This is a genomic window from Sediminibacillus dalangtanensis (assembly GCF_017792025.1).
GTDB lineage: Bacteria > Bacillota > Bacilli > Bacillales > Amphibacillaceae > Sediminibacillus > Sediminibacillus dalangtanensis.
Genome location: NZ_CP046956.1, coordinates 3,985,853 through 4,012,259, shown reverse-complemented (window position 1 = coordinate 4,012,259; position 26,407 = coordinate 3,985,853). Strand labels below are relative to the sequence as shown.

The 26,407-nt window shown below is 45.4% G+C and carries 24 protein-coding genes, 3 rRNA genes and 1 other RNA gene; 4 read left to right on the top strand and 24 right to left on the bottom strand.

Going from position 1 to position 26,407, the window contains the following annotated elements:
* Nucleotides 1–153 precede the first annotated feature (153 nt).
* From ERJ70_RS19480 to metG, 3 genes are all read right to left on the bottom strand, one after another.
* Complete coding sequence (locus ERJ70_RS19480) at nucleotides 154–1,389, bottom strand: resuscitation-promoting factor (RefSeq protein ID WP_209366361.1); 1,236 nt, start codon at nucleotides 1,387–1,389, stop codon at nucleotides 154–156.
* 481 nt (nucleotides 1,390–1,870) lie between these two features.
* Complete coding sequence (locus ERJ70_RS19475; protein WP_209366360.1) at nucleotides 1,871–2,641, bottom strand: TatD family hydrolase; 771 nt, start codon at nucleotides 2,639–2,641, stop codon at nucleotides 1,871–1,873.
* Between the two features lie 113 nt (nucleotides 2,642–2,754).
* Nucleotides 2,755–4,710, bottom strand: a complete 1,956-nt coding sequence (gene metG, locus ERJ70_RS19470) for a methionine--tRNA ligase (protein WP_209366359.1) — start codon at nucleotides 4,708–4,710, stop codon at nucleotides 2,755–2,757.
* 462 nt (nucleotides 4,711–5,172) lie between these two features.
* Here metG and abrB point away from each other — a divergent pair, with 462 nt between their 5' ends.
* Nucleotides 5,173–5,451, top strand: coding sequence for a transition state genes transcriptional regulator AbrB (gene abrB / locus ERJ70_RS19465; RefSeq protein WP_026568967.1), 279 nt, complete (start codon nucleotides 5,173–5,175; stop codon nucleotides 5,449–5,451).
* A gap of 37 nt (nucleotides 5,452–5,488) precedes the next feature.
* Here abrB and rsmI read toward each other — a convergent pair whose 3' ends face one another.
* From rsmI to ERJ70_RS19410, 11 genes are all read right to left on the bottom strand, one after another.
* Nucleotides 5,489–6,358: a 16S rRNA (cytidine(1402)-2'-O)-methyltransferase gene (gene rsmI / locus ERJ70_RS19460; protein ID WP_209366358.1), complete on the bottom strand. Its 870-nt coding sequence runs from the start codon at nucleotides 6,356–6,358 to the stop codon at nucleotides 5,489–5,491.
* The gene (locus tag ERJ70_RS19455; RefSeq protein WP_209366357.1) at nucleotides 6,355–6,633 is read right to left on the bottom strand and encodes a GIY-YIG nuclease family protein; all 279 of its coding nucleotides are present in this window, start codon (nucleotides 6,631–6,633) and stop codon (nucleotides 6,355–6,357) included. The genes rsmI and ERJ70_RS19455 overlap by 4 nt, the downstream gene beginning before the upstream one ends.
* A complete protein-coding gene (locus ERJ70_RS19450; protein ID WP_209369574.1) occupies nucleotides 6,620–7,312 on the bottom strand; it encodes a tRNA1(Val) (adenine(37)-N6)-methyltransferase in 693 nt (230 codons plus the stop codon). Before ERJ70_RS19450 ends, ERJ70_RS19455 begins: the two co-directional genes overlap by 14 nt.
* Nucleotides 7,313–7,521: 209 nt before the next feature.
* Nucleotides 7,522–7,872, bottom strand: coding sequence for a DNA replication initiation control protein YabA (gene yabA, locus ERJ70_RS19445; RefSeq protein ID WP_026568963.1), 351 nt, complete (start codon nucleotides 7,870–7,872; stop codon nucleotides 7,522–7,524).
* A 16-nt stretch (nucleotides 7,873–7,888) separates the two neighbouring features.
* Nucleotides 7,889–8,716, bottom strand: coding sequence for a PSP1 domain-containing protein (locus ERJ70_RS19440; RefSeq protein WP_209366356.1), 828 nt, complete (start codon nucleotides 8,714–8,716; stop codon nucleotides 7,889–7,891).
* A 7-nt stretch (nucleotides 8,717–8,723) separates the two neighbouring features.
* Entirely contained in the window at nucleotides 8,724–9,710 is a 987-nt protein-coding gene (holB, locus tag ERJ70_RS19435) for a DNA polymerase III subunit delta' (RefSeq protein WP_209366355.1), read from the bottom strand.
* A 25-nt stretch (nucleotides 9,711–9,735) separates the two neighbouring features.
* Nucleotides 9,736–10,176, bottom strand: a complete 441-nt coding sequence (locus tag ERJ70_RS19430; RefSeq protein WP_209366354.1) for a YaaR family protein — start codon at nucleotides 10,174–10,176, stop codon at nucleotides 9,736–9,738.
* An 18-nt stretch (nucleotides 10,177–10,194) separates the two neighbouring features.
* A complete protein-coding gene (gene darA / locus ERJ70_RS19425) occupies nucleotides 10,195–10,524 on the bottom strand; it encodes a cyclic di-AMP receptor DarA (RefSeq protein ID WP_209366353.1) in 330 nt (109 codons plus the stop codon).
* A 126-nt stretch (nucleotides 10,525–10,650) separates the two neighbouring features.
* Nucleotides 10,651–11,277, bottom strand: coding sequence for a dTMP kinase (gene tmk, locus ERJ70_RS19420; RefSeq protein WP_209366352.1), 627 nt, complete (start codon nucleotides 11,275–11,277; stop codon nucleotides 10,651–10,653).
* A gap of 24 nt (nucleotides 11,278–11,301) precedes the next feature.
* Nucleotides 11,302–12,732, bottom strand: a complete 1,431-nt coding sequence (locus ERJ70_RS19415) for an aminotransferase class I/II-fold pyridoxal phosphate-dependent enzyme (RefSeq protein WP_209366351.1) — start codon at nucleotides 12,730–12,732, stop codon at nucleotides 11,302–11,304.
* Nucleotides 12,733–12,873: 141 nt separating this feature from the next.
* The gene (locus ERJ70_RS19410) at nucleotides 12,874–13,065 is read right to left on the bottom strand and encodes a sigma factor G inhibitor Gin (RefSeq protein ID WP_209366350.1); all 192 of its coding nucleotides are present in this window, start codon (nucleotides 13,063–13,065) and stop codon (nucleotides 12,874–12,876) included.
* Nucleotides 13,066–13,265: 200 nt separating this feature from the next.
* Between ERJ70_RS19410 and ERJ70_RS19405 the strand changes: the two genes are divergently transcribed.
* Nucleotides 13,266–14,042, top strand: a complete 777-nt coding sequence (locus tag ERJ70_RS19405; RefSeq protein ID WP_209366349.1) for a class I SAM-dependent methyltransferase — start codon at nucleotides 13,266–13,268, stop codon at nucleotides 14,040–14,042.
* Nucleotides 14,043–14,753: 711 nt separating this feature from the next.
* Here ERJ70_RS19405 and rrf read toward each other — a convergent pair.
* From rrf to tadA, 10 genes are all read right to left on the bottom strand, one after another.
* Nucleotides 14,754–14,869: ribosomal RNA gene (gene rrf, locus ERJ70_RS19400) — 5S ribosomal RNA — on the bottom strand.
* 257 nt (nucleotides 14,870–15,126) lie between these two features.
* Nucleotides 15,127–18,044: ribosomal RNA gene (locus ERJ70_RS19395) — 23S ribosomal RNA — on the bottom strand.
* A gap of 209 nt (nucleotides 18,045–18,253) precedes the next feature.
* Nucleotides 18,254–19,818, bottom strand: a 16S ribosomal RNA gene (locus ERJ70_RS19390).
* The 16S, 23S and 5S rRNA genes sit together here, the layout of an rRNA operon.
* 329 nt (nucleotides 19,819–20,147) lie before the next feature.
* On the bottom strand, nucleotides 20,148–20,411 hold the full coding sequence (locus ERJ70_RS19385; protein WP_209366348.1) for a pro-sigmaK processing inhibitor BofA family protein: 264 nt from the start codon (nucleotides 20,409–20,411) through the stop codon (nucleotides 20,148–20,150).
* Nucleotides 20,412–20,481: 70 nt separating this feature from the next.
* Nucleotides 20,482–20,697 (bottom strand): YaaL family protein, encoded by a 216-nt coding sequence (locus ERJ70_RS19380; RefSeq protein ID WP_209369572.1) that lies wholly within the window; start codon nucleotides 20,695–20,697, stop codon nucleotides 20,482–20,484.
* 59 nt (nucleotides 20,698–20,756) lie between these two features.
* The gene (gene recR, locus ERJ70_RS19375; RefSeq protein WP_209366347.1) at nucleotides 20,757–21,353 is read right to left on the bottom strand and encodes a recombination mediator RecR; all 597 of its coding nucleotides are present in this window, start codon (nucleotides 21,351–21,353) and stop codon (nucleotides 20,757–20,759) included.
* A gap of 12 nt (nucleotides 21,354–21,365) precedes the next feature.
* Nucleotides 21,366–21,689 (bottom strand): YbaB/EbfC family nucleoid-associated protein, encoded by a 324-nt coding sequence (locus ERJ70_RS19370; RefSeq protein WP_209366346.1) that lies wholly within the window; start codon nucleotides 21,687–21,689, stop codon nucleotides 21,366–21,368.
* Between the two features lie 15 nt (nucleotides 21,690–21,704).
* Entirely contained in the window at nucleotides 21,705–23,396 is a 1,692-nt protein-coding gene (gene dnaX / locus ERJ70_RS19365) for a DNA polymerase III subunit gamma/tau (protein ID WP_209366345.1), read from the bottom strand.
* Between the two features lie 133 nt (nucleotides 23,397–23,529).
* Nucleotides 23,530–23,795, bottom strand: an RNA gene (gene ffs, locus ERJ70_RS19360) — signal recognition particle sRNA large type.
* Between the two features lie 96 nt (nucleotides 23,796–23,891).
* Complete coding sequence (tadA, locus tag ERJ70_RS19355; protein WP_209366344.1) at nucleotides 23,892–24,365, bottom strand: tRNA adenosine(34) deaminase TadA; 474 nt, start codon at nucleotides 24,363–24,365, stop codon at nucleotides 23,892–23,894.
* Nucleotides 24,366–24,441: 76 nt separating this feature from the next.
* On the opposite strand from tadA, the gene ERJ70_RS19350 reads away from it, so the two are divergent.
* Nucleotides 24,442–24,975 (top strand): cysteine hydrolase family protein, encoded by a 534-nt coding sequence (locus tag ERJ70_RS19350; protein ID WP_209366343.1) that lies wholly within the window; start codon nucleotides 24,442–24,444, stop codon nucleotides 24,973–24,975.
* A gap of 70 nt (nucleotides 24,976–25,045) precedes the next feature.
* Nucleotides 25,046–26,335, top strand: coding sequence for a glycoside hydrolase family 18 protein (locus ERJ70_RS19345; RefSeq protein ID WP_209366342.1), 1,290 nt, complete (start codon nucleotides 25,046–25,048; stop codon nucleotides 26,333–26,335).
* Nucleotides 26,336–26,407 lie beyond the last annotated feature (72 nt).

Here is a 26,407-nt window from a genome sequence, read left to right as displayed (position 1 = left end):
GATGGAAGGCCTAGGGGAGACCCCGCAAAGCGATAGCTTGAGGAGGCTCGCCAGCCGCCCGCGGAAAGCGAAGTGTATTCGGGCTGCGACTTTTGGAAAAAACTAAAAAAACAGAACCTGCCTCTAAATAGGGAGACAAGCCCTGTTTTTTGATTAATCGAGTACTTTGACTTTTACTTTTTTACTGCCAAATCGGTGTGCTTCACTTGGCGAAGATACATGAACGTCGATTCGGTTGCCGGATACATTCCCGCCGGTATCCCCAGCAATTGCCGTTCCATAGCCTTCCACCCATACTTTGCTTCCCAATGGAATGACATTCGGATCGACAGCGATCACTTTGGCATTCGGATTATCCTTTAAATTGATCCCGGTCGCTGTGACGCCTGAACAGCCACTGCAGCTGGCCGAATACGCCGTAGCATGCATGTAATACGTTTGGGAGGATTCTTTTCCGTCACCGCCACGGGAGACCATTTCAGAGGAAGAATTTGCAGCGGTAGTCGTCACGGCCGGTTTTGGCTCCTGCTTTTCGACTTTTGTACCAACTGCCACAATTCGCTTCTCGCTTTCTTTCTCCACTTCTTCTTTTACCAATTTCCGATCAACTTCTTCTCCGTTTTCAAGGGTGACTTCGAAATGTTTGGCAACAATCCCCTCTTCGCCAGGAGAAACGACCTCTTCCTTTCCTTTTTCAAGGTTGTCATCCTGTTTGGTCACAACAGAATAATCAGTTTTCTCTTTAACGATGTCGGTTACCTTCTCCACACGAGTGATTTCAATCGGTGCATCCTTGCTGACTTCATCCTTCATTTTCAAGTTGACTCGGTCCAGCTTGCCTAATTCGATGTCTTCCTGCTTCAATAAATCTTCCACGGTGGAACCGACTGTCCAATACTTTTCTTTCTCGCCGCCGTCATTGACCGTTACTTGAAAAGCTTTATCAATGTTCACCTGCAATCCTTCTGATACCGATTCAGATGGGGCGGGAGCTACTTGATCATGTTCGCTGATGTCGATGTTGTTTTCTTCCAAAACTTCTCCGACGGTGTCAACAGTTGTGTAATATGTTTTATCGTCTCCATCAGTAGTCACTACAACTTCGATAGCCTTTGTGTAGTTGATTTCCATTCCCGATGTAAGTTTATCTTCTGGGTCGTGGGAGATCTTATCATGTTCTCCCAATTCGATGTTTAGTTCTTCTAAAACGTCGCCAACAGTATCAGCATGTGTGCGAACGGTTGTTGTTTCGCCGTCTGCACTCACAGTGACTTGGGCTTTCGTTACTTGAAATGTAAAAATACCCGCTAGAAACAGTACTGCAATGCTGGCTGCATAAATGACTGGCTTCGTTCTAAAAGCGGACAATAGCTGTGAAAATAATTTCATGCTCGCTTGCCTCCTTTATACCCGTTGTATTATATAAACAACGTTTTTCCCTGTCAATCCGTTCAGTCAAGGTACAAAAGTCCCCTAATCCCCGCTATTACAACAACGAAAGATGCATATTCAGTCAATGTTTCAAATATATTAAAAGTAAGTAACAGAGATAGACAGCATTTAATCAAATTGTAATGTATGATAATGCGGTCCATTCCTTAATTGATTATGCCATGTCCCATTTTCCGGAAAACTTGGCTTTTCTCCTTCTTTGTTCTGGCTTGTTAGAACCTGCGCAGGTGTAGGTCAGCCCTGCTCCTGATACAGCGTTCACTATTTGCTGTGTTCGTCACGGAGCAAAAAAAAGAGAACCAGACTCATACTGGCTCTCTCATTATGAACGCTGCTTATCCAAATTTAAACTCAAAAATTGCGACATATCCATACAAACAATGGCACTGAGCGTCAATCCTCCGGTAAGCATCTTCCACTACGGATTTATTTTAAATAATTTAAAGGCATTATTTGTAGTTGCATCGCTAACTTCCTCGAACGAAATTTCTTTGAGTTCGGCAATTTTTTCTGCGACTAATTTGACATAAGCAGGCTCGTTTCGCTTTCCACGGTTTGGGTGTGGCGCTAAAAACGGACAGTCTGTTTCCACCAGCAGCCGGTCAAGAGGGACAACCTTGGCAACTTCCTTAGGATCCGTGGCATTTTTGAAGGTAACAGGTCCACCTAGAGAAATGTAAAAATTCATATCCAGACATTCCTGGACAAAATCAGCCGAATCATTATAACAGTGCATGATTCCGCCAACCTCCGCGGCATTCTCTTCCCTCAATATTTCAATAATATCCTCGGTCGCTTCCCGGTTATGGATTATAATCGGTAATCCGACACGCTTCGCCAGCTGAATTTGTTTGCGAAGCACTTCTTTTTGGGTTTCCTTTGGCGACTTATCCCAATGATAATCCAAGCCCATTTCCCCGATAGCGACGACTTTTGGATGGCTCGCTAGTTCTTCTATCCACTCTAAATCTTTATCTTCCATATCGATGGCATCTACTGGATGCCAACCAACTGCTGCATACATAGAAGGATTGTTTTCGGCCAATTCCAATGCTTTCGGAATGGTTTCCCTGTCAAAACCCACAACCACCATATACTCGACGCCCGTTTCTTTGGCGCGCTGCAATACTTCTTCCCGGTCTTCATCAAATTGATTAATGTTTAAATGTACATGTGTATCAAACAGCATGTTAACCTAACCTCCTGGTAATACTTTCTCCGACTTTTTCTTCTTCATCACAGAAAAACGCCTATCCATATTTCATGATAAGCGTTTTTTTCCGTTATGAAAAAGATTCAGCACTACTTCACCTTTGAGCCATTCGGAAGATCATCTGCCACAGTGGTGAGGGAAAGCTTCCCGCTTTCGTCTTCACCTGACAAAATCATTCCCTGTGACAGCTCGCCTCTCAACTTGACCGGTTTGAGATTCGTCACACAAATCACTTTCCGGCCAACCAGATCCTCTGGGCGGTAATGCTCGGCAATACCCGAAACAACCTGACGACGTTCCGTACCGAGATCAAGTTGCAGCTTCAACAGTTTGTCCGCTTTTTCCATTTTCTCGGCACGGACCACCTCGGCCACACGCAAGTCAAGCTTCATGAAGTCATCATACGTGATTTCCTCTGCTTCTGTTTTTTGGACTTCCTTTTTCTCTTGCTTAGCTTCCGGCTTTTTCATCATATCCTTGATAACTTGCACTTCTTTTTCAGCATCGAGACGAGGGAAAATCGGATCTTGTTTCTGCACTTTCGTCCCTGCTGGGATCAGTCCATCCTGTTTTAAGCTATCCCATTCTTTTAGCGCCTGTTCTTTAATCCCCAGCTGGCTGAAAATGCGATCCGGCGTCTCTGTCAGGAAAGGCCTTAACAGCACGGAAGCTTTGCGCAATGATTCTGCCAGATGGGCCATGACATTTCCAAGCCGCTGCTTTTTCGCTTCATCTTTTGCCAAAATCCATGGCTGTGTTTCATCGATATATTTGTTGGTACGGCTGATAAACTGCCAGATAGTCGACAATGCTACCGAAAACTCCATGTTTTCCATGGCTTCTTCTACTCTTTCGACTGTTTCCACAGCCAAATTCTCCAGCTGGACATCGAACTGGTCCTCACCAGCTTTATAAGCAGGAAGTACCCCGTCAAAGTATTTATCAATCATCGCTACTGTCCGGTTTAGCAAATTACCTAAATCATTTGCTAAATCATAGTTCGTTCTTTCGACAAATCCTTCAGGTGTAAATACTCCGTCAGAACCAAATGGAACTTCACGCAGCAGATAATAGCGCAGAGCATCCAAGCCGTAACGTTCCGTTAATTGAATAGGATCCACGACATTGCCTTTGGACTTCGACATCTTTCCATCCTTCATGAGGATCCAGCCGTGCGCAAATACCTTTTTCGGAAGAGGCAAATCGAGTGCCATCAGCATAATCGGCCAATAAATCGTATGAAAACGGACAATCTCCTTACTCATCAGGTGAACATCTGCCGGCCAGTATTTCTGGTACCGCTCGTCCTCATCTGTTCCGTATCCGAGAGCTGTTATATAATTCGATAAGGCGTCGATCCAAACGTAAATGACGTGCTTCGGATCTCCCGGTACTTTGATCCCCCAGTCGAAAGTAGTCCTGGATACAGCCAAGTCTTCCAAGCCTGGTTTAATAAAATTGTTGATCATTTCATTTTTACGGCTCGCAGGCTGGATAAAGTCAGGATTTTCTTCATAGTATGCCAACAGCCGGTCAACATATTTACTCATTTTGAAGAAATAGGATTCTTCTTTTACTTTTTCCACCGGTCCGCCACAATCCGGACAATGTCCGTCTTCCAATTGCCGTTCCGTAAAGAATGACTCGCAGGAAGTACAATACCATCCTTCGTATTCATCTAAGTAAATGTCTCCCTGCTCCAGCAGACGAGCAAAAATCTTCTCCACTGTCTGTTTGTGCCGTTCTTCGGTGGTCCGAATAAAGTCGACATACGAGATATCAAGCCGTTTCCATAAATCTTTAATGCCACTGACAATTTCATCGACATAAACTTGAGGGGAAACCCCTTTTTCATCGGCTTTCTTCTGGATTTTCTGGCCGTGTTCATCCGTTCCTGTCAAATACATGACATCATAACCACGCAACCGCTTATAGCGGGCCATCGCATCTCCTGCCACTGTCGTATAAGCATGCCCTATGTGTAAGTTTCCGCTTGGGTAGTAGATCGGCGTTGTGATATAAAAAGTCTTCTTTTCCCTTGTCATCCGGGGAACCTCCTCTTTCAAACTTTCTTCATTATTTTCACCGGTATTCCCTTCGAACCTACATAACGCTCGAGGTTTTACCGAATTGATGAATAAAAACCAATATGTTTACATTGTAGACTATTTTACAGGATTTTTTCCATTCTGAACATCGTTCTGGCAAGTAGTATCCTGCGGTCATTATTCTATCCAGTAAAAATCCGCACACCACTTTGTCGAATCGACGAACAATTAATGTCGAAAATAGTCGAAAAAATAAAGATATCTGGTGAATCCCGTATGAAAATTATGGTTTTTTTATCGGTCCAACCACCTATATCTATCCCTCTAAAAAGGGGAATATATTAGTAATTGGACAAAATAGTCATTTTCTAGAAAAAATTAATTGACACTTATGTAAAACACTGGTACGCTATTGCTAAATAGTTGTCGAATTCTGACGAAATGAGGGGAGAAAATTTTATGAAATCTACTGGAATCGTCCGTAAGGTGGATGAGTTAGGTCGAGTTGTTATTCCAATTGAGCTTCGTCGTACCCTTGGTATCAATGAAAAAGATGCTTTGGAGATTTATGTGGATGATGATCGCATTATCCTGAAGAAGTACAAGCCAAACATGACATGCCATATCACTGGAGAAATCTCTGATGATAATCTTTCATTAGCCAACGGCAAGTTAGTGCTGAGCCCTGAAGGCGCACAGGAGTTATTGAAAGAGATACAATCTCGTTTGGATAAGTAATAGTAAAAGGCCCCTATCTTTGCATAGAGGCCTTTTTTTATTCAACATGAAAAGCCTGATACACGTCCCGTTTCGGCATTTTCCTATCGACCGCTGTTTGTTTGATTGCATCCTTGCTGCTTTCCCCTTGCTCCATGTAATAAGCCACATGCTCCTTAAGTGTCCAGTCCTCCCACCAATCAGTGTCTGCCTGGGCAGTTTCTGTGCCACCTTCGACCACAATACAAAATTCTCCCTTTATTTGTTTTTCTTCTGCCCACCGAAGCACTTCCTGAGCTGTCCCGCGAATATATTCTTCATATCGTTTCGTCAATTCTCTTGCCAGCGAAACCCTGCGGTTTCCCAATTGTTCGCCAATCGACTTCAACGTTTCTTTCAACCGATGGGGGGACTCATAAAACAACAAGGTAGCCCGAACATGCTTCAACAAATCAAGCTCTGCTTCTCTGTCTTTTTTCTTTCGGGGCAAGAATCCATAAAAATAGAATTCACGCGGTGAAAGACCAGAACCCACCAATGCACACAAGGCTGCATTGGCGCCGGGAAGTGTGACCACCGGTAAATTGCATTCCAATGCTGCATTTACCATTTCATATCCAGGATCGGAAATGGCCGGCATTCCGGCGTCACTAACCAAGGCGATGTCTTTTCCCTCTTGAAGTTTTTCCAACAAACCTGCTTCTCTCGCCTGTTTATTGTGTTCATGGTAACTGATTAACGGTTTTTCGATCGAGAAGTGATTCATCAATTTTTTGGTATTCCTTGTATCCTCTGCTGCAATAAAATCGACCGTCTTCAATGTATGTAAGGCTCGCAGCGTAATATCATCAAGATTGCCAATCGGTGTCGGAACCAAATAAAGAGTTCCTCCGGAAAAAGTCCCTTGAAAACTGCTTTGGATGTTCATCTCCCATCATGCCCTTCTGTAAAAGATTTAATCAGTTTATCCTTCTGTTTTCGTGAAAGCTGCTTTATTTGGTATTCTTCATGCATTGCTTCTTCTTTCGACGAAAAAGACTGACAGAACACCAGCTGAAACGGCCCCCTGCCCCTTGTATATTTAGCCCCTTTACCATTCTCATGCATGGTAATACGTTTTTTTAAATTGTTTGTATAACCGGTATATAACGTCCCATCGTTACATTGCAACATGTAAACCATGTGGGTTTTATCGTTTTCCATACAAGATTTCCTCAAGTTCTTTCGTATAGTTTCCTTGCTCATCAAAAGTATAAAGAGGCGGAAGCATCTTCAAGTCGGGTTTTCCATCGCGCGTCCCTTCAATCAAAAGAATGTTGGCTTCCTTTCCAGCCTTTGGATACACGAATCGAAGTTTTTTCGGCTCGATTTTATACTTACGGTACAGTGTCAGCAAATCTACCAGACGTCCCGGCCTGTGCACCATCGCCACTTTTCCACCAGGTCGGACCAATTTACTGCATGCTGCCACGACATCTTCTAACGTGCAATAAATTTCATGTCTGGCAATCGTTAAGTACGCATTACTGTTTTGCTCATTTTTCTGCGGTGTTTGAAAATAAGGGGGATTACAGGTGACCAAGTCAAAAGGACCATTTCCGAATTGTGAAGGCATGTCCTTTAAATCTCCGTGTACCATGGCGATTTGACCGTTCAAGTCATTGATGGTAACGTTTCTCTTTGCCATATCGTACAGCCTGCTCTGTATTTCCACTCCGGTGATATGGGCACGGGACCGCCTGCTCAACAGTAAGGGGATTACCCCATTTCCGGTACACAAGTCGAGGATGTTCCCCTGCTTTACCGGTACATACGTGAAATCAGCCAGCAGCACAGCGTCCAAAGAAAAAGCGAACACTTCCGGGCTCTGGATGATTTTCATGTTTTCTTCTGCCAGTAAGTAGTCAAGCCTCTCCCCGTTCTTCAATACAACTTCTTCCACGATTCCAAATCCTTTCTTCCTTTAGCGTGATAGCCATTCACCTACCCGCTTTTTAAAAAATCAGTCTGTATGAAAAGAAGGACTGAATCAAAGAAATCCTTGAATTCAGTCCTGTTCCCAATGGTTCGTGCGCTAGAACGCCCGTCCCTCTATTTGCTTTTATTTAGAAATAACAAGCAAAACAAGCAGTCTTCATCCTGGCGCGGACTGCCAAAATGAACGTTACAAATATGAAACCCTTCTTCATACAAACGCGCTAAATTATCATAGCCTTCGCCAACCGGTACTTCAGAGCTGCTGCTCTTGCCTGTTTCTTTTTGTTCTTCTTGTTCGGTACTGCTTTCCAATCGGTTGCGCAAATGATGATTCTCGACTGCGAGACGATGATTTTCTTCTAGCAGTTCGGCTAAGTAATTTTTCAAATCTCCCAATTGCTGGTATAACTGACCGATTTTCTCTTCCATATCTGTGACTTGTTCAAAAACTTCTTTTTTATTCACGCGTCTTTCCACCCCATCATTCCGTGGCTTGCGTAGATATGACTCCTTCATCGATAAGTTCATCGATTGTATATTCAATTACTCTTTCCTTTTCGGGAATTTCGATTTGGACGAGTCGTTCCAGAATATTCAATCCAACAACTTTTCCTGCTCCGTAGCCGGTTGTGATTTTCTCCCCTAAGTCAGGCAGGATTTTTTTCGCTGTTTCATACTCATCATTTTCATATTTCAAACAGCACATCAAACGTCCGCATAGTCCAGATATTTTAGCTGGATTCAAAGACAAATTCTGATCCTTTGCCATTTTGATCGATACAGGTTCAAAGTCGCCCAGGAAGGTGGAACAGCAGAGCATCCGTCCACACGGTCCGACACCACCAAGCAACTTCGCCTCATCCCGAACCCCGATTTGCCGTAATTCAATTCTTGTTTTGAATACAGAAGCTAAATCCTTGACCAGGTTCCGGAAATCGACCCTTCCGTCTGCAGTGAAATAAAAAATAACTTTATTACGGTCAAAGGTGTACTCGACCTCGACTAAGTTCATATCCAGGTTATGTTCCCGGATCTTTTGTTCGCAAATCCGATGTGCCTCATGCGAACTTTCCTGATTTTCCACCACCGATAATTTATCCTTCTCGGTTGCCAAACGGATGACTTTTTTCAATGGGAGTACAACATCTTCCTCATCCACCCGTTTATTGGAAATGACCACTTTGCCGAATTCAATTCCTCGGACCGTTTCTACAATAACATAATCGTCTTTGGAAATGATATTCCCGGCTGGGTCGAAATAATATATTTTACCCGCTTTTTTAAAACGGACGCCAATCACTTCTACCATCTGTCATTCACCTCTTCAAATGAAGTGTAAGCTGCTCCATTGCCAAAGCCGGATGCACATTTTGTTCCAATTTTCTTTTAGCCTCCAGAATCCGCTGCAAAGCATCGGTCGTTTCCTGTTTCGACCAATGCAGGGAGGCTTGAGAAAGCTTATCTTTTTCATTGATGAAAATGATCGCTTCCTCGTTGTCTACAAAGCTATAGACAATGTCTTTGAACCATAACAATAACAAGTCCAAGCCTCTTTGCATCTGTTGTCTCTCTTTAAAATGAGGCATCCATTGATTATTGATGAACAACATGGCTTCCTCCGGTTTCGACTGGAGTACTTCTGTTAATTGTACCACTATCTTTCTGGCATTAGCAAACCAGTCATCATGGCCTATTTCTAGTGCTTCGGTGATATTGTTGGTAAGCGCGGAGATCAATCTTGCATTGGAGGAAGATAATCCTTCCTCCTGCAGCTGCCGCTGTAAATTGGCTGCGTTCAAAGGCTTGAGAGCCATGATTTGGCATCTAGACCGAATCGTCTGCAGGATGGCCTGACTGTTAGAAGTGAGAAGCATCGCCGTTGTCTGTTTACTTGGCTCTTCTAAAAATTTTAACAGCCGATTGGATGCATTGGCTGTCATTTTTTCTGCGTCTTCTATGATATAGACCTTCTGATTCGATTCCAACCCTGTGTACGTAAACTCCTTTTGTAAGTGGAGGATTTGTTCTTTCTTGATAGAATGGCCATCCGGTATGATCCAGTGTACATCCGGGTGGTTGCCGGATTCTATCCGCTGACAATCCTTGCACTGCTGACAGGGCTCCTGACCGTTTTTATGGCGGCAAAAGATGCTTTTTGCCAACACCATGCTGATGGCTTTTTTTCCTGTCCCCCGGTTTCCCTGAAATAAATAAGCATGGGAAACCCGCTGTTTCGCCAGACTATTCGTCAGCATCCTGGCTACTAATGGTTGTATGGATGCTATATCAGACCATGTTTTCATTTACTTTCATCCTTACTCGCTGACCTTAAGTATATAAATTAACCAGCAGCCCTTTAATTTCTCCAATCAGGCCTAGTATATCAATCGGCTTTTTTTCCTGTTCCAGTACACCTTCCGTCAACTCCACCAGCTTTTCGTCGATATTTTCCACTGTCGTGAGTTTTCGGTTGTTTCCATCCATGTTCCAGCTGTGAGAATGTTTTAATTCCATCCCATATTGCACAGCTTCCTTGACAAAGTTTTTCACCATACGTTTATACTTGGCCAAATCCCGGAAAGACCGGGCACGCGCCAGTCTTTCCCCTTGAGCGGTAAGATCAGACATTAATTTTTGCAATTCCATCTCTTTTAGCTTTTGGCTTTGTGATTCTACCAAGGTTCCAAAACGCTTGTTTCCTCTGTCTACTTGAGGGATATTTTTCGGTGATGCCTCCACTTTTGAACGCATCTCTTGTGATATTTTCATTACTTCTCCTCTTTTTATCTAAAATTGAAAGAAAGATTCCACCGGTAATACAAAGACAGTCGCACCGCCAACTTCCACTTCGATGGGACGTGGGATGTAAGAATCCGCGTTTCCACCCATCGGAGAAATCGGCGCTACCATTTGTTCACGCTGGCTGCAATTATTGCGGATAATATCGAGGGCTCCGTCGACGTCTTTATCGTCACAACCAATCATCAATGTGGTATTCCCTTCCTTTAGGAAACCACCGGTAGAGGATAACTTCGTCGTTTTATAATTCCCTTCTCTCAAAGCATCTGTCAGGCGATTCGTGTCCTTATCCTGTACCACTGCCAAAATCAGCTTCATTTCTTTTCTCTCCTTTTTCGTTTATCCATATTCTATTTTTTAAGCAAACAAACCTGTTCGCAGAGCGACCTGGAATGCTAATGGAACACCGTCAACCCTTTGCTTGTAGAGTAATATCATTCCTCTTTAATGCAAAAAAGAAACAATTTTCTGGTAAGCTTCTTCTGTTACGGTGGCTAAGTCGTTTTCTGCATTGATTGGAGAAATTCTGTTTGGAAACTTTTCCAATAGCATTCGATAAGCCTGATAAACGCTATCATGGAACTGTTGTTTTTCTAAATCCAACCGGTTTTTTTCACGTGAAACATTTTCTGCAATCCGCTTTAAACCAACTTCCGGCCGTATATCAAAAAATAGTGTCAAATCCGGCATGCAATCACGGATGGCGAACTGGTTTATTTGATATACTTCCTCCATTCCCAGACCGCGAGCATATCCTTGATAGGCCAGGCTGCTGTCAACAAAACGATCGCATAAAACGATTCGTCCTTGTTTGAGAGCTGGAAGTACCTTTTCCACTAAATGCTGACGCCTGGCTGCCGCATAAAGCAACACCTCTGTCTTTCCGTCCATGGCTGTATGGGAAGGCTCCAAAATAATCTGCCTGATTTTTTCGGCTATTTCAATTCCACCAGGTTCCCGCGTAGCTGTTACTGAATAGCCTTCCTCCGTCAGTTTTTTCTCTATTTCTTTTAATACCGAGGTTTTTCCGGCTCCCTCTCCGCCTTCAAACGTTATAAAGTGTCCTTGCACATTCATTCTCCTTTAGAGCTGTACCTATCTCAGACAATACATGCCTTGTTCAATGTTATGATTTTGAAAGTTTATTCCTTGCTTTATTAAATAGTTTATCATCTTTATATGGACTGATGTTACTTTTTCTCCTTTTAACAGCAATGGAATACCTGGCGGATATGGAATGACAGCCTGTGCTGCTACTTTTCCTTCTACACTGGCCCACCCAATGAACTCTTTCCTCATCCGGTTCATCGTTTGATAAGAAACTTCCAATGAGTGGATTTGCTGTTGTTCGATCTGTACACTTCCTATTCCTATTGTATCACGGTTGGGAAGGAATTTTAATCGCCGAGAAGTCTTTTCTACTGCTGTTTGCAGCCTTTCCCATTCTTGAAAAGGAGCAAGGCCATGAATGAAAAGAACCTGATTTTCCGTAGAAAGCTCGGGATAGATGTCCTGTTCTTCAAACAGTTTAGCAACTTGGATGCCAGACCAACGCTTGTCTACCTCCAACGTGATTTTCAGCGGGTCATCTGCCCCAGCTTCATTTGGCAGCACTTCCCACCCCTCTGCGGCAGAAAGTACCCGGCGCAGACGGGTGATACTTTCAAGAATGGATTGTAACGTATTTTCTTTGATCCCGGCTAAATAGTAACGCGCCAAGTCAAGACTTGCCATTAATGGGTAGGATGGGCTGCTCGATTGAAGCATTTGCAAGTAATGAGCAACATCTTCCCTGTCGATTATATGTGACTTGATATGCAGAAAAGACGCCATTGTCAGGGCCGGAGCCATCTTATGAGCTGATTGGACGACAAGGTCTGCTCCTGACGCTAGTGCAGAAGCAGGAAACGTTTCCGAAAGAGAAAAATGGACGCCATGAGCCTCATCCACCAGTACGGCGATATTTCGCTGATGGGCCATCTCCACCACGGATGGAAGATCAAACGCCGTACCAAAATAATCCGGGTAGGTCAGGACAATGGCGCCAACTTCAGGATACTGATCAATTGCCTGCCTGATCGTGTCCAAGGCGGGAGCAGTATAACGGCCAACCCTTTCATCGTAAGCAGGGGCCACGAAGACCGGCTCCAACCCGCTTAACTCCAGACCGTTAAGTATGGACTTGTGACAATTACGCTGGACGAGTACTTTTCTACCAAGCCTTGCCGCCGTCAGCATCATTGCCAAGTTACCAGCGGTACTACCGCCTACCAGAAAAAACGTTTCGTCAGCACCAAACCACTTTGCTGCAAGATCCTGCGCCTGTTTAATGGCGCCTGTTGCTGCATGCAAGTCGTCCAGCCCGGTCAATTCTGTTACATCTGTTCGAAGTATATGCTCAAAGATCTCTAATCCATTTTCAGCGAAAATCTCACCGTTTTTATGGCCCGGTACATGAAAAGAAATAGGGTTTTGTTGCGAAAAAGTTTGTAAGGCTCCAAATAAAGGAGTTAAATCTTGGTTCATTGTCGTCACCCTTTTGTATTATCGGAAAAAAGCCGCAAACAGGAACTGCAGCTTATTTGTTTTCAGTATAACATCTTGGAATTTTTATTACTCCATCAAATAGATAAAGCCCTTATCCCGAAGGTATAAGGGCTTGTTTATCTATGAATATAATTTTGTTTGTTTCATATTTTTTAATTTATCCAAGTAATACTGATAAGCTGCATCGGATGGTTCCGTATGAATGATTTTCTGTTCACATTCACAACAAATATATAGTGTGTATAAATGAATCCCTTTCTGCTTTTCTACTCCGCAAACCCCGCATGTTTCATAAATGCTCTTGCTTCCCATATTCTCCACCTCCGTTAGCTTAGTCTTTCCTAATCTAACGAAACCTATACATCAAACTCTAAAATTCGTTATATTGTATTCTATGAAAATTATAGCTGGAGTTGTTTGTACCAGATCATTTTTAATCACAAAGTAGGATGGATTTTATTACCAACGAATTATATAATAATCAAAAGTTTGTGTTTACTGGAGGTGGCTCTATGGCCGTCGATTTTCATTCAAAAGCAATAAGGCTTTCCTATACTAATCGTGATGTGGATCCACTTTGGGAAAATCTTTTACTGTCGCATGTAGATGTTGAAGGCAAAAGGGTATTGGACTTAGGGTGCGGGGGAGGCATTTATACAAAGGCGCTTGCCCAAATGGGTGCCAGGGAAATAGTTGGTTTAGACTTTTCGAAAGAAATGCTCACTACCGCCCGCAAATATTGCGAAAACGAAGGAAATACTTCCTTTGTTTGGGGCGATGCTGCTGATACCGGGCTGGAAAATGAACAATTTGACCTAATTCTGAATCGGGCAGTCATTCATCATCTTAGCGATCTTCCTTTGTTGTTTGAAGAAATGCACCGCTTATTGAAGCCGGACGGAATTGCCTTTATACAGGATCGGACATTGGAGGATTGTTTGCTGCCAGGCAATAAGAACCATGTCCGTGGTTATTTTTTTGAAGCTTTTCCCAACTTGATCTCTTTTGAACGTGATAGAAGACCACTGGCCAATGATGTACATCAATTTTTACAGGATGCTGGCTTTACTGAAGTCCACTCTACTGTTTTTTGGGAGACCCGCAAACACTATAATTCAGTCCATTGTTTGGAAGAGGACTTAAAGGCCAGAACCGGGCGTGCCATTCTTCACGAACTCACAGATAAAGAAATGGATATTTTAGTTGGTTACATAAAGAAACAACTTGCCTATTTCGCTGACAGTATTCATGAAAAAGATCGCTGGACGATTTGGACTGCACACAAATGAAGAATTCAAAAAATAGCCCAGAGCAACTTTTGCTCAATCCCCCTTACACCCTTAGACGCAGCATAGGGTGCTTTTTTTTGCCTAACATTGGTTTAAGACTGCGGTATACTCTTTCATGACTTTCTGCCATCCTATACAGAATGAGTGATTATCCGGCGCTGTGGGAAAATACTCGCTTTCCGTGGGGAACGCTTCAGCTTCCTCGGTACAAAGACCGTACCTGCGGGATCTTCAGACTGTTCCTTTCCCACAGGAGTCTCGCATATTCCCACGGCTTAGTATCGATTTCTGTAAAGAAGGAGACTAATTAACCAATTCTGTCCGAGAATAGTACTGTTTGAAAAGCCCTTAACAGTAGAGATAGAACATGTAGAATCATCGAGAATATAAACCGATTTCCTTCTTGCGATGTATCGCTGCCGTAGCTTTCCTTGGGACTGCGGTTACTCCTCATACTGAAAACACCTGTTCTGTGGGAGAAAAGTCTCGGTGAGTTCCCGCAGAGCGTTAGCTCGAGGAAGCTCACCAGACGCCCGCGGAAAGCGAAGGGTATTTCCGCAGCACTGGAATACACATTTTGTCAAAGACAGATTTTAACCATCTAATGCGCATTTTGTATCAACTGCTAAAAACTCAAGTAACAATAAATCGTGGTTGGAAACAAAAAAACACCCTTGAACGAGACTGACTCATTCAAGGATGTCTTTGTTTGCCTGGCGGCGTCCTACTCTCGCAGGGGCAAAGCCCCAACTACCATGGGCGCTGGAGAGCTTAACTGCTGTGTTCGGCATGGGAACAGGTGTGGCCTCTCCGCTATTGTCACCAGACAATATGTAATTTTAAGGACAAGATATATTATATAAACATTAAGACTAAAAAGCAAGCCTTTTTTAAATGTATTTAACACTTGTTCCTTCAAAACTAGATAAGAAGGAAGACATCAACGAACTTCACACGTTTGAATCCAGCTCTGCGGGCTAGATGCTCGCGTCATAAGTCATTCCCCTACAAGCCCATAAAGCAGGGCTTTTCGGTGACTGGCTTATGCGTGTCGCATCTGACCAAGCCCGCGACGCTTTATACTTAAGTTAAGTCCTCGATCGATTAGTATCCGTCAGCTGCACGTGTCACCACGCTTCCACCTCGGACCTATCAACCTCATCGTCTCTGAGGGATCTTACTCATTTAAAATGATGGGAAGTCTCATCTAGAGGTGGGCTTCATGCTTAGATGCTTTCAGCACTTATCCCTTCCACACGTAGCTACCCAGCTATGCTCCTGGCGGAACAACTGGTACACCAGCGGTGTGTCCATCCCGGTCCTCTCGTACTAAGGACAGCTCCTCTCAAACTTCCAACGCCCACGACGGATAGGGACCGAACTGTCTCACGACGTTCTGAACCCAGCTCGCGTACCGCTTTAATGGGCGAACAGCCCAACCCTTGGGACCGACTACAGCCCCAGGATGCGATGAGCCGACATCGAGGTGCCAAACCTCCCCGTCGATGTGGACTCTTGGGGGAGATAAGCCTGTTATCCCCGGGGTAGCTTTTATCCGTTGAGCGACGGCCCTTCCATACGGCACCGCCGGATCACTAAGCCCGACTTTCGTCCCTGCTCGACTTGTAGGTCTCGCAGTCAAGCTCCCTTCTGCCTTTACACTCTGCGAATGATTTCCAACCATTCTGAGGGAACCTTTGGGCGCCTCCGTTACTCTTTGGGAGGCGACCGCCCCAGTCAAACTGCCCACCTGACACTGTCTCCGGACCGGATCACGGTCCTGGGTTAGAAGGTCCGTACAGCCAGGGTGGTATCCCACCGGCGCCTCCACCGAAGCTAGCGCTCCGGTTTCTAAGGCTCCCACCTATCCTGTACAAGCTGTACCAACATTCAATATCAGGCTACAGTAAAGCTCCACGGGGTCTTTCCGTCCTGTCGCGGGTAATGCGCATCTTCACGCATAGTATAATTTCACCGGGTCTCTCGTTGAGACAGTGCCCAAGTCGTTGCACCTTTCGTGCGGGTCGGAACTTACCCGACAAGGAATTTCGCTACCTTAGGACCGTTATAGTTACGGCCGCCGTTTACTGGGGCTTCGGTTCAACGCTTCGCCTTGCGGCTAACGCGTCCCCTTAACCTTCCAGCACCGGGCAGGTGTCAGCCCCTATACTTCGCCTTACGGCTTCGCAGAGACCTGTGTTTTTGCTAAACAGTCGCTTGGGCCTATTCACTGCGGCTTCTCGCAAAAGAAGCACCCCTTCTCCCGAAGTTACGGGGTCATTTTGCCGAGTTCCTTAACGAGAGTTCTCCCGATCACCTTAGGATTCTCTCCTCGCCTACCTGTGTCGGTTTGCGGTACGGGCACCTCTTTCCTCACTAGAGGCTTTTCTTGGCAGTGTGAAATCAGGAACTTCGGTACTTTATTTCCCTCCCCATCACAGCTTGAGATTGCCGGACGGATTTGCCTATCCGACTCTCTTACTGCTTGGGCGCACATGACCAGCAGTGCGCTTTCCTTATCCTTCTGCGTCCCCCCGTCGTTCAAACGGAAAGGAGGTGGTACAGGAATATCCACCTGTTGTCCATCGCCTACGCCTTTCGGCCTCGGCTTAGGTCCCGACTAACCCTGAGCGGACGAGCCTTCCTCAGGAAACCTTAGGCTTTCGGTGAAAGAGATTCTCACTCTTTTTTCGCTACTCATACCGGCATTCTCACTTCTAAGCGCTCCACCAGTCCTCACGGTCTGACTTCGCTGCACTTAGAACGCTCTCCTACCATTGTTCGCAAGAACAATCCGCAGCTTCGGTGATACGTTTAGCCCCGGTATATTTTCGGCGCAGAGTCACTCGACCAGTGAGCTATTACGCACTCTTTAAATGATGGCTGCTTCTAAGCCAACATCCTGGTTGTCTAAGCAACTCCACATCCTTTTCCACTTAACGTATACTTTGGGACCTTAGCTGGCGGTCTGGGCTGTTTCCCTTTCGACTATGAACCTTATCACCCATAGTCTGACTCCCAAGATCGAGTGGCTGGCATTCGGAGTTTGACTGAATTCGGTAACCCGATGAGGGCCCCTAGTCCAATCAGTGCTCTACCTCCAGTACTCAACTCTTGAGGCTAGCCCTAAAGCTATTTCGGAGAGAACCAGCTATCTCCGTGTTCGATTGGCATTTCACCCCTACCCACACCTCATCCCCGCGTTTTTCAACACGCGTGGGTTCGGGCCTCCAGTCAGTGTTACCTGACCTTCACCCTGGACATGGGTAGATCACACGGTTTCGGGTCTACGACCCCCTACTCGATTCGCCCTGTTCAGACTCGCTTTCGCTGCGGCTCCGTCTATCCGACTTAACCTTGCAGGAGATCGTAACTCGCCGGTTCATTCTACAAAAGGCACGCCGTCACCCATTAACGGGCTTCGACTACTTGTAGGCACACGGTTTCAGGTTCTCTTTCACTCCCCTTCCGGGGTGCTTTTCACCTTTCCCTCACGGTACTGGTTCACTATCGGTCACTAGGGAGTATTTAGCCTTGGGAGATGGTCCTCCCGGATTCCGACGGAATTCCTCGTGTTCCGCCGTACTCAGGATCCACTCCGGAGGAAACAATCTTTCAACTACAGGGCTCTTACCTTCTTTGGCTGATCGTTCCAGATCGATTCGCTTAAACTGTTTCTTGGTAACTCCGATGGAGTGTCCTACAACCCCAGAGAGCAAGCTCTCTGGTTTAGGCTGTTTCCGTTTCGCTCGCCGCTACTTGGGAAATCGCATTTGCTTTCTCTTCCTCCGGGTACTGAGATGTTTCAGTTCCCCGGGTCTGCCTCACTTATCCTATGAATTCAGATAAGCGTCCTGCCCCATTACGGGCAGGGGGTTCCCCCATTCGGAAATTCCCGGATCAATGCCTACGTACGGCTCCCCGAGACATATCGGTGTTTGTCCCGTCCTTCATCGGCTCCTAGTGCCAAGGCATCCACCGTGCGCCCTTCTTCACTTAACTTATCGTTCGTGAATGACGTGTTACTTCAATGTCGTTGAATGTCTTGCATAGTCTAGTTCCAGCTCCTGCTGAGCAGTCGCCTTCACTTCCTATTTATCTTATCTAGTTTTCAAGGTACAAGTAGTAATTAAGGGAATTGATCCCTCAAAACTGAACCAAACAACCAAGTATGTCCTGTGTTTAGCTCGTAAGAGCTAATTTATCCTTAGAAAGGAGGTGATCCAGCCGCACCTTCCGATACGGCTACCTTGTTACGACTTCACCCCAATCATTGGCCCCACCTTCGGCGGCTGGCTCCAAAAGGTTACCTCACCGACTTCGGGTGTTGCCAACTCTCGTGGTGTGACGGGCGGTGTGTACAAGGCCCGGGAACGTATTCACCGCGGCATGCTGATCCGCGATTACTAGCGATTCCGGCTTCATGCAGGCGAGTTGCAGCCTGCAATCCGAACTGAGAATGGTTTTATGGGATTTGCTTCACCTCGCGGTTTCGCTTCCCTTTGTACCATCCATTGTAGCACGTGTGTAGCCCAGGTCATAAGGGGCATGATGATTTGACGTCATCCCCACCTTCCTCCGGTTTGTCACCGGCAGTCACCCTAGAGTGCCCAACTGAATGCTGGCAACTAAGGTCAAGGGTTGCGCTCGTTGCGGGACTTAACCCAACATCTCACGACACGAGCTGACGACAACCATGCACCACCTGTCACTCTGTCCCCGAAGGGAAACCTCTATCTCTAGAGGGGTCAGAGGATGTCAAGACCTGGTAAGGTTCTTCGCGTTGCTTCGAATTAAACCACATGCTCCACCGCTTGTGCGGGCCCCCGTCAATTCTTTTGAGTTTCAGCCTTGCGGCCGTACTCCCCAGGCGGAGTGCTTAATGCGTTAACTTCAGCACTAAGGGGCGGAAACCCCCTAACACCTAGCACTCATCGTTTACGGCGTGGACTACCAGGGTATCTAATCCTGTTCGCTCCCCACGCTTTCGCGCCTCAGCGTCAGTTACAGACCAGAGAGCCGCCTTCGCCACTGGTGTTCCTCCACATATCTACGCATTTCACCGCTACACGTGGAATTCCGCTCTCCTCTTCTGTACTCAAGTTCCCCAGTTTCCAATGACCCTCCACGGTTAAGCCGTGGGCTTTCACATCAGACTTAAGGAACCGCCTGCGCGCGCTTTACGCCCAATAATTCCGGACAACGCTTGCCCCCTACGTATTACCGCGGCTGCTGGCACGTAGTTAGCCGGGGCTTCCTCGTCAGGTACCGTCAAGGTACCGCCTTGTTCAAACGGTACTTGTTCTTCCCTGACAACAGAACTTTACGATCCGAAGACCTTCATCGTTCACGCGGCGTTGCTCCGTCAGACTTTCGTCCATTGCGGAAGATTCCCTACTGCTGCCTCCCGTAGGAGTCTGGGCCGTGTCTCAGTCCCAGTGTGGCCGATCACCCTCTCAGGTCGGCTACGCATCGTTGCCTTGGTAGGCCATTACCCTACCAACTAGCTAATGCGCCGCGGGCCCATCTGTAAGTGACAGCCAAAAGGCCGCCTTTCAACCTTTCTCCATGCGGAGGAAGGGATTACCCGGTATTAGCCCCGGTTTCCCGGAGTTATCCCGATCTCACAGGCAGGTTGCCCACGTGTTACTCACCCGTCCGCCGCTCGTTCCACAGGCTTCACCCCGAAGGGATCTGCCTGCTTCCCGCGCTCGACTTGCATGTATTAGGCACGCCGCCAGCGTTCGTCCTGAGCCAAGATCAAACTCTCCATAAATGATGAGCTTGCTTGCTCGTTCAAAAACTAGCTTGTATATCTTGCTTGACATACTGGTTGTTTTGTTCAGTTTTCAAAGATCAAATTGATGACGCCGCCTCAATGACAGCTTAATAATTATATCAGTTTACTAGGATGAAGTCAACAACTTTTTTAATTGATTGTTGTTTCTTTCAAAACAGCAACTTAATTAATATAACATATTGTTCTAAATGAAGTCAATATATTTTTTCGTTTGTTGTTGTCTTTCTGATGCAACTTTCATAATATAACATGTCACAGATCCGTATGCAATAGAAAAACAGTTTCCAATTGTCGGAAACTGTTTATTAGAAGATAAATAGATGAATAGCTGCCAATGAAGCCAAGCCAGGTATTCCTAAAAAGCCGGTTATTAGAGCGGTGTATATGTTTATCGGCAAATGAAGACCTATAGAAGCACCAAATACATTGAAGAAAAACAAAAACAATACACCAATCACTAATTTTACAGACCCCTGAGCTAAAAAGCGTAAGGGCTTGATCGGCGCTCCGAGAACTAGCAGTAAGGCAATTAACACCACCATACTTGTTATAATGACCGCTGGATTCATTTTCCCCACTCCTTTTGCTTGTCCCTTTCTACATATAAGTATGAACAGACAAAAGGAAAAAGAACAAAATTTATCTCATCGCACTCACCTTACGTACCCTCGCTTCGCGAAGCAAGTAAAAGTATTTCGCTTCCGCAACCGTCAGTTCATATATGCCATGCTCACTTGGTTCGACACTCCGTTCAATGATTGACTTTATACTTTTCCATTCTTCCTTTGACTTAAAAATGTCATCCAGCAACTGCTCATCCACCTGGCTCTTTTTAATCTTTTTGCCGCCAATCATTCTGATCACCTATCCTCTTTTTCTCCATCAAACTAAAACACGTACTAAAGGGACAGAATTTATAATTCTCTCCGCCCTTCCATCGCTTTAGATAAAGTTACTTCGTCCGCATATTCCAGGTCTCCACCCATTGGGAGTCCGTGGGCGATTCTGGTAATTCTTATTCCGGAAGGTTTCACCAGGCGGGAGATATACATCGCAGTGGCTTCTCCTTCGATATTCGGGTTGGTGGCAAGAATCAGTTCCTTTACTTGTTCATCTTTTAGACGGTTCAGCAAACTCGGAACATTGATATCCTCCGGCCCAATACCATCCATCGGAGAGATAGCTCCATGCAGGACATGATATTTACCGCCAAATTCCTTCATTTTCTCCATGGCAATGACATCCTTAGGATCCTGCACGACACAAATCACCGAATTATCCCTCGTCTCGTCCTGACAAATCGAACAAGGGTCCTGATCGGTAATATGTCCGCAAATCGAGCAATGGGTCAACTCCCTCTTTGCATTGACCAATGCTTTTGCAAAATCTAAAACATCGTCTTCTTTCATATTCAATACAAAAAAGGCCAGGCGGACAGCCGTTTTCGGTCCAATTCCCGGCAATTTTGTAAAGCTGTCAATCAGCTTTGAAATTGGTTCTGGGTAATACATGAAGCATGCCTCCTAGAACATTCCTCCAGGCATATTTAACCCTTTCGTGAATTGTCCCATTGTATCATTCGTTTTGTCTTCAACCTGTTTCAATACATCATTGGTAGCAGCCAAGATTAGGTCCTGGAGCATTTCCAAATCATCCGGATCCACCACTTCTTCGTTTAGTTGAATATCTGTAATTTCTTTTTTACCGTTGGCTGTTACTTTTACCATTCCCCCGCCGGCAGTACCTTCAAAACTCATCTCTTGAAGTTCTTCCTGAGCTTTCATCATATCTTTCTGCATTTTCTGCATTTGTTTCATCATTTTGTTCATATTTCCACCACCACGCATGGAAATCCCTCCTTATTAATCGTGTATTTCTAATAAATCGTCTCCGGCAAGCTTTCTTGCTTCGGCGACCAGCGGATCTTCCTCCTGAGAGGCTTCTCCCTGTTCTTCCGTTTCCTGCTGTTTTTGCTTGCTGACGTATTCTTCTCTCAATTCCTGCCAATTCGCTTCCGGTATCGGAATCACTGTCAATGACTTACCGATGACCTCCGCTAATAATGATTCTATCGCTTGTTTATGGTCCAAAGCAAGTGAACAGTGGATTTCGTACTTAAACGCTACAACCAGGGCCTGGTTAGAGGCGGCCCGGGGCTTGCTGTTCTGAATTGTCGCATGGGCAGGCGCACTTTGTTTCTTCAGCATATTCATGAAATTCGCCCACTGCGACTGGACATTCTTCAACTCTGCCTTAGAGGCTTCCGCCAATACTTGACGTATTCGCTCAAAGGGGATTTTGTAGCTGTTTTTTGTTGCCCTTGGTTGGGGACGCGGTTGCGATGGCGAAGAAGTATCGGCTTGCTGTACTGCCACCCCGTTTTTCTTAACTTCTTGTATTTCTTTTTCCAACTGAGCCAACTTACGTGTCAATTTGTCGACTGCTTCAGAAGACTGGTTGGTGGAAGCTTTTTGCTGATCAGAAATATTTAGTACAGCTATTTCAATGAATACCTTGGGGCTATTCGTCCACTTTATTTCCTGTTGGCATTCATTCAATTGCCTGATCGCTTCCTGGATCCAGTCAGCATTGATTTCCCCGGCAAGCTGTTTGAAGCTGTCAGTCAATAAAGCACGTTCCAAAATATTCTCCAGGTCTGGAGCACTTTGATATAGCAGTAAATCGCGTAAATAGTAAATCAAATCAAATACAAAACGCCCCGGGTCTTTCCCTTCCTGGATTAAATCATCCACATAGCGCAGTGCCTGTTGAATATCCTGCCGGTACATAGCCTCAGTAACTAGCGTCAGTTTTTCTTGTGAGACCGAACCGGTCACTGCCAGGACATCCTCTAGACTTACCTCATCTTCACTGTAAGATACCGCCTGGTCCAATAAACTGAGTGCATCCCGCATTCCCCCTTCAGCAGAGAGCGCCACAGCTTCCAAAGCTTCCTGGGTTGCCTTGATACCTTCTGCTTCAATGATCGTCTGCATACGCTCGACAATCGATGAGGGGGTGATCCGTTTAAAGTCAAATCGCTGACAGCGGGAGATGATTGTTAACGGTATCTTATGCGGTTCCGTGGTTGCCAGAATAAAAATGACATGCTTGGGCGGCTCCTCCAATGTTTTCAACAAGGCATTAAAAGCACCCATCGACAGCATGTGGACTTCATCGATAATATAGACTTTGTAAGCGACCGCACTCGGCGCATACTTTACTTTATCCCTGATATCGCGGATTTGCTCCACTCCGTTATTCGATGCAGCATCGATTTCGATCACATCGGAAATGGAGCCATCCTGGATTCCCAGACATGCCGCACATTCATTACAAGGTTCTTTAACTGGTGCATGTTCACAGTTTACCGTTTTCGCAAATATTTTGGCAGCACTGGTTTTACCTGTGCCACGCGGCCCGGAAAATAAATAGGCATGCGAAAACTTCTGCTGAACGATGGCATTTTGCAATGTACGGGTAATATGGGTTTGTCCGACGACATCAGAAAAGCTTTTTGGACGCCAAACTCGATACAGTGCCTGATAGCTCATTCAATACTTGCCCCTTTTTTATTGCTCTCTTTATTATAACTGAATTATGTTTCGGTTGGAAACCTTCTATACGAAAAACCTCTTGTCATAAGACAAGAGGTTCACTTTCATTTATTCATTATCATAAGTAAAGCCGTGCACCCATCTTCGATAGTACGACCCTAAGCGTTACTCAAGTTCATGGCTCGACCCGGGCTTCCCCGCGGCACACAGGAAGTACCGCTTACTGCTGCTTCCTTCCGGACCTGACAGGGTTCACGGGTTCCCGTTGCGCAGGACCCGGGTGTCAGCACCAATCCCTTGAGGCAGACCCTAAAGACATACTACCTCGGACGGGGATTCAGCCTCGCTATAGCGGATTGCGAGTACAGGGCACCGCTACCTCCCCACCTAGCACGACAAATTTGCTAACATTATTGGTGCGCTTTAATAGCGCAATTCATAGTATAACGACTTTTATCGAAAATTGCAATAGGTAGAGACTGGAAGCCTTCCTCAACTGCCGCGATTTTGCTTCCTTTGCTGCCTGAGATTACGGAAAAAATCGGTCAGTAACCGGCCACATGCCTCTTCCAAGACTCCTCCTCGAACATCCGCCACATGATTAAACCGGTCGTCTTCCAGGAGATTCATCAAAGTCCCCGCACAACCGGCCTTGGGATCATATGCACCAAATACAACCCGGGGGATTCTTGATTGAATGATTGCTCCCGCACACATTGGGCAAGGCTCTAATGTAACATAAAGGGTACAATCTTCAAGCCGCCAGCTTCCTATTACTTCATTTGCTTTATCAATCGCAATCAGCTCAGCATGAGAGGCGGTTGTTTGTAGGGACTCCCGCAAATTGAAGGATGTTGCGATTACTTGCTCTTCATGGACGATGACCGCACCTATCGGTACCTCTCCCAACTGTTCTGCTTTTTTGGCCTCCATGATGGCCAGTTCCATATAATATTGATCGTCCATTAATCATCCCACTTTTCATTCGAAGGTTTCAAACAGCAAGAAAAAGATAAATAATAAGGAAGAGAGGAGTGAAAACATGGATGTAAACAAAAACGACGCCGCAGTAGTCATAGTAGACATCATCAATGATTTTGACTTTCCGGAGGGCCCACAGCTATTGGAAAATACCAAGAAGATTCTCCCCAATCTTAAAAAATTGAGAGAATATGCTTATCAGCAGTCTATCCCTATTATTTATGTAAATGATCACTATGGCATTTGGCAATCGGACTTTCAGAAAGTCAGCGATTACTGCCGGAATGAACAAAACAAACAAATCATCGACCAAATGGAGCCGTCATCCGATGATTATTTCCTAATAAAGCCTAAGCATTCCGGGTTCTACGGTACAGCACTCGAATCCCTTTTGAAAGAATTAAACGTAAACCATATTATCATCGCCGGTATCGCTGGCGACTTTTGTGTTCTGTTCACGGCCAATGATGCTCATATGCGTGAATATAGTATCAGTGTACCAAAAAACTGTATTGCCTCCAATGAGGATCAACAGAACGATCGGGCACTCACACTGATGGCTGAAAAACTTAGCGCCGATATTGATCCTGTTTAAAAGAATATGTTCATTCCTCTCCACATAGGATGATAACGGAGAAAAACGTATTTACAGAGGAGGATGGAATGTGCAAATCCATGTGGTTGCGCCGGGAGAGTCCTTATATGCAATCGCCATGATGTACGGTACCACGGTAGCATCATTGCAGGCAGCAAATGAGCTGGATGCTCCCGGCAATTTAGTGGTCGGGCAAGCATTGGTGGTACCGCTTCAAGGAAATATTTATCATGTTCAGCCCGGTGACAGTTTGTATTCGATCGGTCAGCGGTTTGGGTTGTCTGTACAGCAACTTGCCAATGCTAATAATATTTCTGCCAATCTTGAACTTCAAGTAGGATTTCCGCTATATATTCCCCAGCAGCCTAAAACCAGGACTGAAGTAAATGCCTATATCGAACCTTACGGTGAAACAGTCTCGGAGACCCTGATCAATGCTGCAGAGAAAAATACACAGTATCTTACTTACCTGTCCCCGTTCAGTTATCAGATAAACCGGGACGGTACCTTGACTCCTCCACCGCTAGATAACTTCCGGCAGATTGCTGCAAATAACAACGCCGGCCTGGTATTGGTAGTTACCAATTTGGAAGAGGGAGCATTTAGTGCAGAATTAGGGAGGGAGATCCTGACAAAACAGCAAGTGGAGAACACGCTGTTGAATGAAATAATCAGTACTGCGGAAGCTGGTGGGTATCGCGACGTCCATTTTGATTTTGAATTTCTGCCGCCGGATACCCGTGAGGATTACAACAATTTTCTAAGAAGAACAAAGCGACGTTTGAGCGAAGCAGGACTAATGATGTCTACCGCTCTCGCTCCGAAGACAAGTGCTGAACAAACCGGCGCTTGGTATGAAGCCCATGACTATGCCGCCCATGGAGAAATTGTCGATTTTGTTGTCCTGATGACTTATGAATGGGGATACAGCGGTGGTCCGCCTATGGCTGTGTCACCGATTGGTCCGGTACGCGAAGTGGTAGAATATGCATTGACCGAAATGCCTGCAGAAAAAATCATGCTTGGTCAAAACCTTTACGGATACGATTGGACATTGCCATTCGAACCAGGCGGCGATTATGCAGAAGCGCTAAGTCCCCAGCAGGCAATCACACTGGCCCGAAACGAAAATGTCGCCATTGAATATGATGAAACCGACCAAGCTCCATTTTTCAATTATACAGATGGTGAAGGAAACCGACACGAAGTATGGTTTGAAGACGCTCGGTCCATTCAAGCCAAATTCGATTTAATCAAAGAGCTGGGACTTCGCGGGATCAGCTATTGGAAGCTGGGGTTGGCTTTTCCCCAGAACTGGCAGCTGCTCGATGCGAACTTTACGATTGTGAAACCAGGATAGTACGGAATCCTGGTTTTTTTGTGGTTGAAACTACGTTTTCGTTACCTTTTGATTCCATTATTAAATTAGCCA